Here is a 14,353-nt window from a genome sequence, read left to right as displayed (position 1 = left end):
ACTTACCTTTCTGTTTCTTCTTCATTTTCTTGTGAATCTATTTGTTCATCTGTTGAATCTTGCTGTTCCTGTGAATCTTCTGTTTGTGTTTGCTCTTGACTTTCTTGAGTAGTTGTTTCTTCTTCCGGCGAGTTCTCCTTTATCTGACTGCTATCTGTAGTTTCTGTTGTTGTATCTTCTACTTCTGCATTTTCATTTTCTTCATTATTTTCCTCACTTGCTGGAGCTTGATTATCTGGCGCTGACTCATCACCGTTACTTTCTTCTGTAGTTGAATCTTCAAATACCGGCGTAATATTAACAGTTACCGAATCAATATTAGAAGTCAACTGAGAAGGAGCTTGAACATCAATATTTCTGGTTGTCGGTTCTGTAATATCAGTTACGTCAATCGGCACTTCAAGAGAATCTACATCATCTAATAAATTTTGTGCTCCAGTTATTGTAGCACTATTTTCGCTCAATTGAAAATCGTAATCAGTTACTCCTTCTGCAACTTCACCTGTCTGAGAGGGTTCTAAACTAACTTCCTTATCTGGCGCAGAAACCTCCATACTAAGGTCCACATTTTGTGGACTCAAACTTGCAGACAAGCTTTCCCCGTTTTCATCGACAGCTTGTAAAGGAAAACTATCAGAAATATTTTCATTAATTGTTTCTAAATCAGAGGAAACAACCACTCTAGAAATATCTTTCATTGTCTCTTCTCCTGAAGTAACTTCTACTTCTTGCGGGGAAACAGCCAGATTATCTAACTCAAAACCATCTTGCAGTTTATCTTCTAGATCTTGTGTATCAATTTGAAAATTTTTCGTCTCTTTTTTTTCAATCGTAACTGTTAAAGTATCTGGCTCTGCGCTAGCGTCTACACTATTACTTAAGTTCTCTATTTCAAGAGGAACATCGTGAGTACCTTCTTCTAAATCAGTTAAATCAGCAACTACTTCAAAATTTCGTGTTTCTTCGTTAGCTTCTGCATTTAACTGAACTCGGTTAGCACCACTTAATGTCACATCAGCCGTTTTTTCATAACCTTGAATGTAATACTCATCAGAATCATAGTCAATGGTAATAGGAACATCATGTGCTGTTTCATCAAAAGTTTCTGAAGAAGCAATACTATTTTGAAAATTTGAACCATTAGCATTGAAAAACAGAAGCAGACTGATAAATAAAGCTAAGAGTCCGTAGACAACATTGCTTTTTTTCTTTTTCTTAAGCATCATTTGCCTCCTTTACTCAACTTATTCAATTCATCTAAAAGGCTTCTGAAAAAATTCTTTTTACTCTTCTCAGTATTTTCTACAACCAGTGTATCTCTAAGCAATTTTAAATACTCTTCTTGACTTAATTCATTGTACATCTGGTTATTCAAAGTCAAAGTTACGCCGCCAGTTTCTTCAGAAACCACAATTGTTAAAGCGTCGCTAACTTCTGAAACACCAACAGCTGCTCGGTGCCTAGTACCATACTCTTTAGAAATCATATTACTATCAGATAACGGTAGATAAGCGCTCGATACCGCAACTTTTCCATTTCTAACAATTACAGCACCATCATGTAGTGGCGTATTGGGAATGAAGATATTGATTAAAAGTTCTCCAGTAATATCCGCATCTAAACTAATCCCAGTTTCCACGTATTCTTCTAGTCCTGTATTACGTTCAATGGTAATCAAGGCGCCAATCTTACGTTTGGCCATATATTGGATCGCCTTATCAAAGGCTTGAATCATTGTTTCTCCCTGATCCTTCTCTGTTTTTGTCGGGGTAAAAAAGGTTGTTCGCCCCAAGTGTTCCAAGCCGCGACGAATCTCAGGCTGAAAAATGACAATTGCAGCAATAACACCATAAGTAATGACTTGATCCATCAACCAAGACAAAGTGTGAAGTCCAATCACTTCAGCTAAGAAGCGAATAGCAATAAACATCACAACGCCCTTGAATAGTTGGATCGCCTTTGTCCCTTGTACCATCTGTATCAATTTATATACAAGATACCAAACAACCAAGATATCTAAAATATTGATAAAAAAAGGAACAGAAAAAAAATCCACAGATAATAACTGTCTCCAATAATCTAAATCAAAAAGTTCTGCAATGTTAAACGACATATAAAGCCTTCCTTTACTCTAAGACTACACTCTCTGTTACAGTATAGCATAGCTTTTTTCTGTTGTTGATAAAAAAGTTACTTCCTTTTTATTTTTTCAAAAAAAAATAACATTTTATTCACTTTGAAAAAATATAAGCCGGGAAAATATTGATAACCTTGATTAAAATTCTCAAATCCAAGGGTTAATTTAATACAGCTTTTTCGTTTTCAAGTTTTTTAAGTTAAAATATCAACCCAATAGCTTTTTTTCACTCTGTATTTGCCATTGATTAAGCCGCTATTTTCATATATCAAAAACGAATTGATTCACAATCGCTTAAAAAAACGTTACACTGGAGGAAAAAGAAGGAGGAATTCTTGTATGGATATCTCAGCAATTAACAAAGAAGAGGTAAACACTGATTACGGTATTCTCATCGGAAAAAAAGCACCCAAAACAACAGTGGAATTTATTAATTTAAACTGTCCCTTTTGCAAACAATGGTTTACAGAGTCTAAAGATACTTTGAATAAAGCTGTCACAGATGGAAAATTAAATCGTGTGGTTAAGTTATTAGACCGTACTAAGGAATCATTACAGCGCGGAAATGTAATGCATCGCTTTGTGACAGACGATGATAGCGATCAAGCGCTTGAAGATATGACTCGTATTTTTGCTTCTCAAGATGAGTGGGGAAATCTGCCCTTACAAGAGGTAGCCAATTACGCTAGAAACGAACTAGGGTTAAGCGAACATCATCATTTAGATATCGCTGAAGAAATTGTACAAGAAAGTAAAAAAGCCAATATCTCATCAGTACCAACCTTAATTCTTGGTGAACATATCTTTGATGAAAATATCGATCAAAAAACATTAAACGATTATATTAGTGAATAAAAAACACCGAGCGCTATTTAAAACACCCATAATGATTAGATATTATGTCTAACAATTATGGGGTGTTTTTTTATACTACATCTTTTTTTAGCTTGTCCGCAAATTCATTGATTTTTCGAATGCGATGGTTAATCCCCGATTTAGATATCGCACCTGAGGGCAACATCTCTCCTAGTTCTTTCAGACTAATTTCTGGATGAACCAAACGCAATTCCGCGATTTCTTGTAGTTTATCTGGCAAGGCAGACAAACCAACACGATCTTCAATAAATTGGATATTTTGAATCTGTTTAGAAGCAGCATCGATTGTTTTATTCATATTTGCTGTCTCACAATTCACCAATCGATTAACAGAATTTCTCATATCGCGTACAATCCGTACATCTTCAAATTTAAGCATAGAATTTGTTGCGCCGATCAAAGTAAGAAAATCAGCGATATGCTCCGCGCCCTTCAAATAAGAAATATGACCATTTCTTCTTTCTAATGTTCGTGCATTTAAATCATAATCATTTAACATCTTACAAATATCTTGATTATGCGCTTCATATGTAGAATAAATTTCCAAATGATAACGGCTCGTTTCCGGGTTATTGATCGATCCCGTAGCCATAAAAGCCCCCCGTAAGTACGAACGCATTTTCTGCGTATCTCCTATAATATCATTACTTACCTGAGCAGTAGGCACTCCGTTTTCCATAATACTTAGTTCATCTAAAACACGTCTTGTATCTTGTTTTAGACGAACAATATAAACATTGTTTTTCTTTAATTTCATCTTTCGTCGAACTAAAAGTTCGCTACGTACATTAAAATGTTCTTTTAATAAAGAATAAATTCGTCTTGCGATCGCAGCATTTTCTGTCTGTACATTTAAGATAAGACGTTGATTAAAAAGACTTAATGAGCCATTCATGCGAATTAAGGCAGCAAGTTCGGCTTTAGCATGTTCACGATGTACTTCTAGACTTGTTAACTCTTTTTTTACATCCGCAGCAAAAGACATCATTGCACCCCTTTCCAATTCTTTTTAATTTTTGGCTTCATAAACAATTCGTAACAATTCTTCGACAACTTTATTGCCATCGTGGAAAACACCACCGTCTCTTAACTCAAGAAAGTCGGTGGATACCACACGACAACCTAGACTCCTTAGTCCTTTAAAATCGTGCTGCACTTGTAATAAATACTCATCATAAACTTCAACATTCATATAACCATCCGGAACTTTTTCAGTATTTACTAAGACAGTATCAATAAAAGCCTCGCCTAAATGTTCATTTAATACACGTACATGATCTGCGTCTGTAAAATGTTCAGTTTCACCTTTTTGCGTCATGATGTTACAAATATAAACTGTTTCTGCCTCTGTCTGTAGCATTGCTTGTCCGATTTCTGAAATCATCAAATTAGGTAAAATACTGGTAAATAAGCTTCCTGGACCTAAAACGATCATATCCGCTTCTAAAATAGAGGAAACAACCTTTTTAGCTGCTTTAGGTTTACCATCATTTGCTTGATTTCTAACAGAGACATTGTCGATTGTTTTACGATCCAAAGCAATCTTAGATTCGCCTATCACACTCGTCCCATCTTTAAAGTTTGCTTGTAGTACAAGTGGTTCATCAGAAGAAGGATAAATATTGCCTTCAACGTGCATCATTTTGGATAACAATTGAATTGCTGCATATGTACTGCCGCGCATCTCAGACATGCCAGCGATAATTAAATTTCCTAATGCATGATTAGCCAAAAACTTATCTTCTTTTTTAAAACGATATTGAAAAATATCTGAATAAAGTTTTGGCATATCAGATAAAGCCACTAGTACATTACGTAGATCTCCAGGAGGTGTTACTGAAGTCACCGAGTCACGCAACTGTCCGCTGCTTCCTCCGTCATCAGCGACTGTAACCACAGCAGTAATATCCACCCCTTGGTTACGCAAACTTTTGAGTATTACGGGTAGTCCAGTACCTCCACCCATCACAACAACCTTAGGACGTCTAATACGGTAGGTTTTCATTCTCACGAGCGATTCACCGTCTCTTTCCTTTTAGCCTTGTCTCTATGGGTGATATTCACCTTATAGTCTTGTGCCAAGGCTTCTCCGATTCTTTGAGTCAATGCGACTGAACGGTGTTGGCCACCTGTACAACCAATAGCAACTAATAGATTGCTTTTTCCTTCCTCTACATAGCCAGGTAAGATCGATTGCAATAAAGATAGAAATTGCTGATAAAAATTTTCAGTTGAAGAAAAACCCATCACATAATCATAAACTGGTTCTTCTAGTCCAGTTAATGGACGTAATTCAGCAATATAATGAGGGTTAGGTAAAAAGCGCACGTCCATCACGATATCAGCATCAATCGGCAGCCCATATTTATATCCAAAAGATACCATTTCAATACGAAAGCCGGTATCAGTTGAACTACGAAACTCTTCATTGATTTTTTCTCGCAGCTGTCTTGGTGATAATTCTGTCGTATCTATAACAATCGACGCATCTGCTTTTAATTCTTCTAAAACAGCTCGTTCTTTTCTGATACCTTCTGTAATCAAACCATCCATAGCTAATGGATGTGTACGGCGTGTTTCTTTATAACGCGAAACTAATTCACTGTCTGAAGCATCTAAAAACAGTACACGTGTATTGATAAAAGCCGTATTTTCAATTTCTACTAACATTGCTTGAATTTCTTCAAAAAAAGACCTGGAGCGCAAATCCACAACTAAGGCAATCTTTGTTATCTTACCAGACTCTTTGATCAATTCCCAAAACTTAGGAATTAAATTAGGCGGCATGTTATCTATACAAAAATAACCTAAATCTTCAAAACTTTGGATGGCTACAGTCTTTCCTGCGCCACTCATCCCAGTGATGATTACTAAATCTAAATGATCAGACATCTTCTTCTCTCCTTGCTCGAACATTCTATTCTTCTTATTATAACACTCCGGGCGTATCTTTTCGAATGATTTTTGAAATAATTAAAAATTTTTTTACGAGTACAAAAAGAGCAATCACCTAAAGTAATTGCTCAAAAAAGTCATGATTTTTCAACTAATTTTTTTAAGTACTGCCCAGTATAGCTATCTGGACTAGCTGCAATTTGTTCTGGCGTACCTGTTGCTATAACTGTACCACCATTTTCTCCACCTTCTGGCCCTAAATCAATCACGTGGTCAGCAGATTTTATGACATCTAAATTATGTTCAATCACTAAAACTGTATTGCCAGCATCGACTAAACGATCTAGCACCTGTAATAACCTAAGAATATCGTCTGAATGTAAGCCGGTAGTCGGTTCATCTAGAATATAAAAGTTTTTACCGTTAGAATTTTTTTGTAGTTCACTAGCCAGCTTCATTCGTTGCGCTTCCCCGCCAGATAAAGTAGTCGCCGGCTGACCCAATTTGACATAACCTAAGCCTACATCCACAATCGTTTGAAGCTTACGACTGATTTTAGGGATATTTTGGAAAAATTCAAAAGCGTCATCAACGGTCATATCTAATACTTCTGAGATATTTTTACCCTTATAATGTACTTCTAAAGTTTCGGAATTATATCGTTTACCATGGCAAACTTCACAAGGAACATAAATATCTGGTAGAAAATGCATTTCTATTTTTATGATGCCGTCACCTTTACAAGCTTCGCAACGTCCACCTTTGATATTAAAGCTAAAACGCCCCTTCTTATAACCGCGTATTTTCGCTTCATTCGTTTGCGCAAATAGTTCGCGAATATCATCAAACACACTCGTATAAGTAGCAGGGTTACTACGAGGTGTTCGGCCAATCGGACTTTGATCAATATTAATAATTTTTTCAATGTTTTCAAAACCTGTGATCTTTTTAAATTTTCCTGGTTTTTTTGAATTCTTATTCAAACGCTGAGCAAGAGCTTTTCTTAAGATTTCATTAATCAAAGTTGATTTACCTGAACCTGATACACCCGTTACTGTAATAAATTTCCCAAGAGGAAACTTAACATTAATATTTTTCAAATTATTTTCTTGGGCACCCGTTAAAGTAATATTTTTTTTATTTCCCTTACGACGTTTTTTAGGTAAAGGAATTTCCCTTCTTCCGCTAAGATACTCCCCTGTTAAGGAATGAGGATTCTCGGCCACTTGTTCTGGCGTACCAGAAGCTACGATCTCGCCACCATAATCTCCTGCTCCTGGACCCACATCGATTAAATAGTCAGCAGAGCGCATCGTATCTTCGTCATGTTCCACCACAATCAAAGTATTGCCTAAATCGCGCATTTTCTTTAAAGAGCCTAGCAAACGATCATTATCTCGTTGATGTAATCCAATAGAAGGTTCATCTAGAATATATAATACCCCAGATAAATTAGAACCGATCTGCGTTGCTAAACGAATCCGTTGTGCTTCACCACCAGAAAGAGTACCTGCCGAACGGCTCAAAGTCAAATAATCTAAACCCACATTTTGTAAAAAGCTCAAACGATCTCCGATTTCTTTAACGATAGGTTGCGCAATCATTTGTTCCTGTTGTGATAATTTGAGATCTTCAACAAAATCATAGGCATAATTAATCGCTAAATCACTAACTTCTCCGATATGCTCTCCATTTATTTTCACGGAAAGCGCCTTATCATTTAAACGGTAACCGTGACAAAGTTGACAGGTCAACTCTGTCATATACAAGCGCATTTGTTCTCTAGTAAAGTCACTGTTTGTTTCATGATAGCGACGTTTGATATTGACCATCACTCCTTCAAAAGGCATATCTACATCACGAACATTACCAAAATCATTTTTATAATGAAAGTGAAAATGACGACCATTGGACCCATTTAATACAATATCTTTCTGTTCTTTTGTAAGCTCTTCAAAAGGTGTATCCATATCAATCCCAAAATCCTGACAAGCTTGTTCTAACATCTGCGGATAATATTGAGAACTGATAGGATTCCAAGGAACAATTGCCCCCTGGTGTAAAGTTTTTGTTTGATCAGGGATAACTAAATCAATGTCTACTTCTAATTTTATCCCTAAACCGTCACACTCTGGGCAAGCACCAAAAGGCGCATTAAAAGAGAATAAACGTGGTTCTAATTCACCTACGGTAAAACCACAGTAAGGACAAGAATAATGTTCACTAAAAAGCATATCTTCTCCATCAGTCACATCGACGATGGCGTAACCATCAGATAACCGAAGCGCTGATTCAAGGGAATCAAATAAACGAGAACGAATGCCCTCTTTAATGACGATACGATCTACAACGATCGCAATATCATGTTTTTTATTTTTCTCAAGTTCAGGCACCTCTGTTATGTCATAAATCTCATTATCAACTCTTACACGTACATATCCTTCTTTTTGTACCTGTTCCAAAGTCTTCTTATGTTGACCCTTTTTTTGAGAAATGACTGGCGCAAGCAGTTGAATCCTACTTCTTTCTGGTAATTCAAGTACTTGGTCAACCATTTGTTCCGGTGACTGACTGGTAATTTCCACATGGTCATTAGGACAAATCGGATGTCCAACACGAGCGTACAGTAACCGCAAATAATCATTGATTTCAGTCACTGTACCGACGGTTGAACGAGGATTTTTACTAGTCGTTTTTTGGTCAATCGAAATAGCTGGACTTAAACCATCAATACTATCAACATCCGGCTTATCCATTTGACCTAAAAATTGTCTGGCATAAGAGGAAAGACTTTCTACATAACGCCGCTGTCCTTCTGCATACAGCGTATCAAAAGCCAAAGAACTTTTTCCTGATCCAGACAAACCTGTGACCACTACCAGTTCATCTCTGGGAATGGTCACATCTACATTTTTTAAATTATGGGCACGAGCACCATGTATCACTATATTATCGTTTGGCATATTCTTCCCCCGAACTATTAAGCTTTTAATTCTAAAATCGAATCACGTAAATTAGCTGCTTTTTCAAAATTCTGCGATTTAGCAGCTTCTTTCATTTCTGTATTTAATTTTTCAATTAAATCTTCTTTTTCATCTTTTGTAAGATCTTCGTAAGAGACTTGTTTTTCTTCGCCTTCTTCGGTAACAGAAGAAATTGAAATTAAATCTCGAACATCTTTTTTAACTGTTTGTGGAACAATCCCGTGTTCTTCATTGTATGCTTCTTGAATTTTACGACGACGAGTGGTTTCATCTATAGCATTTTGCATAGAATCAGTCACTTTATCAGCATACATCACAACCTCACCATCAGCGTTTCTAGCCGCTCTTCCCATCGTTTGTACAAGGGAACGTTCGCTACGCAAAAAGCCTTCTTTATCAGCGTCTAATATCGCGACAAGAGAAACTTCAGGCACATCTAAACCTTCTCTTAGTAAGTTAATTCCTACTAAAACATCAAACTCACCTAATCGCAAGTTGCGGATAATTTCTGTTCGTTCTAATGTTTTAATATCACTGTGAAGGTACTTGACTTTTATTCCTAATTCTCGGAAATAGTCGGTTAAATCTTCCGCCATTTTTTTAGTTAAAGTTGTAACAAAAACACGCTCGTCTCTTTCCACACGTTCATTGATTTCCCCTACAAGATCATCGATCTGTCCCATAATAGGACGGACATCAATCACTGGATCCAATAAACCAGTTGGACGAATGATTTGTTCAACCACCGTATCTGTCTGGTCGTATTCGTAAGGACCTGGTGTCGCAGAAACATAAATAATCTGATTCACATGTTTTTCGAATTCTTCTAACCTTAATGGTCGGTTGTCTAAGGCTGAAGGTAAACGAAAACCATAGTCAACCAGCATCTGTTTTCTGGCCCGGTCTCCATTATACATCCCGCGAATTTGCGGCATAGTTACGTGAGATTCATCGATCACTATTAAAAAGTCCTCAGGGAAAAAGTCTAATAGTGTATACGGGGGCTCTCCTTCTTCTCTTCCGTCCATATGTCTAGAGTAGTTTTCAATGCCTGAAGTATAGCCCATTTCTCGCAACATTTCAATATCATAATTCGTTCTTTGTTCTAATCGTTGTGCTTCTAATAATTTATTATTTTCTTTTAAAATGGCTAAACGAGTATCTAATTCTTGTTTGATCGAGGCAATAGCAGTTTCCATATGATCTTCATCTGTCACAAAGTGAGTAGCTGGGAAAATAGAAACATGCTCGGTTTCATTTAATATTTCACCCGTTAATGCATCGACTTCGCGTATTCGATCGATTTCATCACCAAAAAATTCAACTCTTAAAGCTCGCTCAGCACGTGAAGCCGGAAAGATTTCAACGACATCGCCTCTTACACGAAAACGCCCCCGTTGAAAATCTATATCATTACGTTCAAATTGGATATCGATCAATGAGTGTAATAAGTCATCTCGAGAGATTTCCATTCCTTGACGCAAAGAAACAACTTGTTTTTGATATTCCATTGGTGAACCTAAACCAAAAATACACGATACTGAAGCAACAACAACAACGTCATTACGTTCTAATAACGAGCTAGTGGCTGAATGGCGTAATTTATCAATTTCATCATTAATACTGGAATCTTTTTCAATATAAGTATCGCTTGATGGGACGTAAGCTTCTGGTTGATAATAATCATAATAACTTACGAAGTACTCCACCGCATTATTAGGGAAAAATTCCTTAAATTCTCCATATAGCTGACCCGCTAGTGTTTTATTGTGAGCAATAATCAGTGTTGGCTTATTTACATTTTGGATCACATTTGAAATAGTATAAGTCTTCCCCGTTCCGGTAGCACCTAAAAGAATTTGAGCCTTTTTATGATCTAACACCCCATCAGTTAATTCTGCAATTGCTTCAGGTTGATCCCCTGACGGCTGATAATTTGAAACAAGTTCAAATTGATGTGATAATTCTTTTTCAATCATAAACGTCTGCCTTCTTTCTGGATAAAACTATCCTATATGCAAATCATTGCTTTTCCTATACTATTCTAACACACCGAACGTACTTTCGCTATTTTTTTACTTTTTTCTATAATTTCTCTAAAATGTTAGGTTTTCTTACGTAATTCGTGATTTTTTTAGACATTTTTGTATTTTTTATTCTAATTTTCTTGCTTTGTTTAAAAACTTTAGGATATAATCTTCTTTATTAAGACAATTTAACGGAAATAATTTATTTTAATCTAGACCCTGATTTTCAATTGTCTTTAAAGGAGGAATTTTTAAATGAAAAAAAGAACGATACTTATTTCGTTACTTTCTGTGTTTATTACTTTATTTTTTTGTGGGAGTAAAACTGTTTCAGCTGCGGAAAAAACCTATGATATTGGAACAGACGTGACATTTGCTCCTTTCGAATTTCAAAATGATGATAACGAATACGAAGGTATCGATATTGATATATTAAATGCGATCGCCGAAGATCAAGGATTTAAAATAAATTTACGTCCTTTAGGATTCGATAGTTCGGTGCAAGGCGTACAATCTAATCAACTTGATGGCATGATCGCAGGAATGTCGATCACTGAAGAAAGGGAGCAAAGTTTTGACTTTTCCGACCCCTACTACGACAGCGGTATACAAATGGCAGTTGCCCAGGGGAATGATGAGATAAAATCTTACAAGGACTTAGAGGGTAAAACGGTAGGCGCTAAAGTGGGTACCGAAAGTGCAGATTTTTTAGAAGATAATAAAGATAAATATAACTTTGATGTTAAAAACTACGATGATGCGTCTGGACTTTATGGAGCTGTTGACAATAACACCGTCGAAGCTATTTTTGATGATTTTCCAGTCCTTGGTTATGCAATTAAACAAGGAGAAGAATTATCCTTAGTTGGTGAACCAGAGGCGGGAAATCCCTATGGTTTTGCAGTTAAAAAAGGGCAGAATGAAGAACTGCTAGAAAAATTCAATGCTGGATTAAAGAAATTGAAAGACTCTGGAGAATATGATGAAATCGTCGATAAATATGTAGAAACAGAGGGTAACAGCGAAGAATCTGGCGAGATGAAAAATGTAGAAGCCAAAAAAGACGAATATGTAATTGCTAGTGACACTGCTTTTGCGCCTTTTGAATTTCAAAACGATGAAAATGAATATATTGGTATCGATGTTGATTTAATGAAGCGTGCTGCCGAATTACAAGATTTCAACATTACTTTCAACCATATAGGCTTTTCCGGTGCAGTGCAAGCTGTTGAAGGCAATCAAGCAGATGGTATGATTGCTGGAATGTCTATCACAGATGAACGAGAAGAAAGTTTTGATTTTTCGGATTCTTATTTTGAAAGTGGTATTCAATTAGCCGTACAAGAAGGTAACGATGATGATATCAGCTCTTATGAAGATTTAGACGGAAAAACTGTGGGAGCTAAGGTTGGAACCGAAAGTGCTGACTTTTTAGATGAGCATGAGGACGAATACGGTTATAATGTAAAATTATATGACGATGCTGATCAGCTATATGAGGCTGTAAGCGTTGATGCAATCGATGCTTTAATGGATGATTACCCGGTTATAGGTTATTCCGTTGCTCAAGGACAGGCACTTGAGACACCTATTGAACGCGAATCTGGTGGTGAATACGGCTTTGCAGTTAAAAAGGGAGAAAATCCTGAACTATTAGAAATGTTCAATGAAGGTTTAAAAGAGATGCAACGAACTGGTGAATACGACCAAATTATTGCAAATTATATCGATGATAGCGGAGATGCTACGGCCAGCGAATCTTCTGCCGATGAATCTTCTCTTATCGGCTTAATTAAAAATAACTATAAAGTATTATTGAACGGTTTATGGAAAACGATGGCTTTAGCTTTGATTTCTTTTGCTTTAGCTTTGATCGTTGGTGTTATCATAGGTCTCTTTAGTGTAGCGCCTATTAAAACATTACGGACGATCGCTTCAATTTATGTTGATGTGATTCGTGGTATACCGATGATGGTTTTGGCCTTCTTTATTTTCTTTGGTTTATCTGATGCAATTGGCATAACCATTCCTGACTTTACAGCAGGTGTTATTACATTGACATTAAACGCGAGCGCTTATATTGCAGAAATTGTCAGAGGTGGAATAAATGCTGTGCCAACAGGTCAAATGGAGGCCTCACGAAGTTTAGGATTAACCTATAACAAAACGATGCAAAAAATCATTTTACCACAAGCAATCAAAATTATGATTCCATCTTTTGTTAATCAATTCGTTATCTCTTTAAAAGATACCACAATCATTTCAGTTATCGGAGTTGTCGAATTACTACAAACAGGAAAAATCATTGTTGCACGAACAATGCAAAGTACCTATGTCTATTTGATTATTGCAATTATGTACTTGATTGTAATTACTGCTTTAACAAAACTAGCAAAAGTACTTGAAAAGAAGGTGAAATAATATGAAGGAAAAAATTGCAATTGAAAATCTAGTGAAAAAATTCGGAGATAATACTGTATTAAACGATATTACAACAAGCATTAAAGAAGGCGAAGTTATTTGTGTTATCGGTCCTTCCGGTTCCGGTAAATCCACCTTTTTAAGATGTCTGAATCGCTTAGAAGAAGCTACTAGCGGACAAATTATCATTGATGGTGAGCATTTGACCGATAAAAAAACTGACATTAACCAAATACGTCAACATATTGGCATGGTTTTTCAACATTTTAACTTATTCCCTCACTTATCTATTTTAGAAAATATTACTTTAGCGCCTCTAGATGTAAAAGGTAAAAACAAAAAAGAGACAGAAGAACGCGCAGATGAATTATTACAAACAGTAGGACTATCCGATAAAAAGAATGTCTATCCTGAAAGTCTTTCCGGCGGACAAAAACAACGTGTAGCCATCGCCCGTGCTTTAGCTATGAATCCAGATATCATGTTATTTGATGAACCTACTTCTGCATTAGATCCCGAAATGGTCGGAGATGTTTTGAAAGTCATGAAAAAATTAGCAGATCAAGGAATGACAATGGTCATCGTTACCCATGAAATGGGATTTGCCAAAGAAGTTGCAAATCGTATAATGTTCATTGATGACGGTTATTTTTTAGAAGACGGTAAACCCGATGAAGTTTTCAATCATCCTAAAAACGAGCGAACAAAAGATTTCCTAGACAAAGTATTGAATATCTAAATAGTAAAAAGTAGTTCTCGTTTTAGCGAGAACTTTTTTTGTGTTATTTTATTTCATACAACATAACTTTCTTATTCCTTTGTGCTATTTTCTTTCATACAACATAACTCGCTTGTTTCTTTGTGCTATTTAACAGTATTCAGTTTTATTTGAGAAAATTTACTCTTCATCTACAATCTCGGCTTCTTTTTCGACGGGTTTTGGTAAATCAATTCCGTATTTTTCTAATTTTAATCGGTATTTTTATTTATTTAACAGCTGAATAAACAATATC

Annotated in this window: 10 protein-coding genes; 3 read left to right on the top strand and 7 right to left on the bottom strand. The window is 36.1% G+C overall.

Going from position 1 to position 14,353, the window contains the following annotated elements; genetic code table 11:
* Positions 1-2: 2 nt before the first annotated feature.
* The gene (locus tag AC806_RS04790) at positions 3-1,223 is read right to left on the bottom strand and encodes a CdaR family protein (protein ID WP_061840954.1); all 1,221 of its coding nucleotides are present in this window, start codon (positions 1,221-1,223) and stop codon (positions 3-5) included.
* The gene (gene cdaA, locus AC806_RS04785; protein WP_014124690.1) at positions 1,223-2,113 is read right to left on the bottom strand and encodes a diadenylate cyclase CdaA; all 891 of its coding nucleotides are present in this window, start codon (positions 2,111-2,113) and stop codon (positions 1,223-1,225) included. Before cdaA ends, AC806_RS04790 begins: the two co-directional genes overlap by 1 nt.
* A 363-nt stretch (positions 2,114-2,476) precedes the next feature.
* Here cdaA and AC806_RS04780 point away from each other — a divergent pair, with 363 nt between their 5' ends.
* Entirely contained in the window at positions 2,477-2,992 is a 516-nt protein-coding gene (locus AC806_RS04780) for a thioredoxin domain-containing protein (RefSeq protein WP_069028908.1), read from the top strand.
* A 70-nt stretch (positions 2,993-3,062) separates the two neighbouring features.
* Here the strand turns inward: AC806_RS04780 and whiA are convergent, their stop codons facing one another.
* The 5 genes from whiA to uvrB all read right to left on the bottom strand — a co-directional run bounded on the left by whiA (position 3,063) and on the right by uvrB (position 10,871).
* Positions 3,063-3,998, bottom strand: coding sequence for a DNA-binding protein WhiA (gene whiA, locus AC806_RS04775; RefSeq protein ID WP_069028907.1), 936 nt, complete (start codon positions 3,996-3,998; stop codon positions 3,063-3,065).
* Between the two features lie 24 nt (positions 3,999-4,022).
* A complete protein-coding gene (locus AC806_RS04770; protein WP_069028906.1) occupies positions 4,023-5,024 on the bottom strand; it encodes a gluconeogenesis factor YvcK family protein in 1,002 nt (333 codons plus the stop codon).
* Positions 5,021-5,905: an RNase adapter RapZ gene (rapZ, locus tag AC806_RS04765; protein WP_069028905.1), complete on the bottom strand. Its 885-nt coding sequence runs from the start codon at positions 5,903-5,905 to the stop codon at positions 5,021-5,023. Before rapZ ends, AC806_RS04770 begins: the two co-directional genes overlap by 4 nt.
* A 140-nt stretch (positions 5,906-6,045) precedes the next feature.
* Positions 6,046-8,871: an excinuclease ABC subunit UvrA gene (uvrA, locus tag AC806_RS04760; protein WP_069028904.1), complete on the bottom strand. Its 2,826-nt coding sequence runs from the start codon at positions 8,869-8,871 to the stop codon at positions 6,046-6,048.
* Between the two features lie 17 nt (positions 8,872-8,888).
* Positions 8,889-10,871, bottom strand: a complete 1,983-nt coding sequence (uvrB, locus tag AC806_RS04755) for an excinuclease ABC subunit UvrB (protein ID WP_069028903.1) — start codon at positions 10,869-10,871, stop codon at positions 8,889-8,891.
* Positions 10,872-11,174: 303 nt separating this feature from the next.
* On the opposite strand from uvrB, the gene AC806_RS04750 reads away from it, so the two are divergent.
* On the top strand, positions 11,175-13,340 hold the full coding sequence (locus tag AC806_RS04750) for an amino acid ABC transporter substrate-binding protein/permease (protein ID WP_014124683.1): 2,166 nt from the start codon (positions 11,175-11,177) through the stop codon (positions 13,338-13,340).
* A gap of 1 nt (position 13,341) precedes the next feature.
* Positions 13,342-14,079 (top strand): amino acid ABC transporter ATP-binding protein, encoded by a 738-nt coding sequence (locus AC806_RS04745; RefSeq protein ID WP_014124682.1) that lies wholly within the window; start codon positions 13,342-13,344, stop codon positions 14,077-14,079.
* Positions 14,080-14,353 lie beyond the last annotated feature (274 nt).

This window comes from Tetragenococcus halophilus (assembly GCF_001712815.1).
GTDB lineage: Bacteria > Bacillota > Bacilli > Lactobacillales > Enterococcaceae > Tetragenococcus > Tetragenococcus halophilus.
The sequence above is the reverse complement of the archived record's forward strand: the minus strand, read 5'-3'. Positions and strand labels throughout refer to the sequence as shown.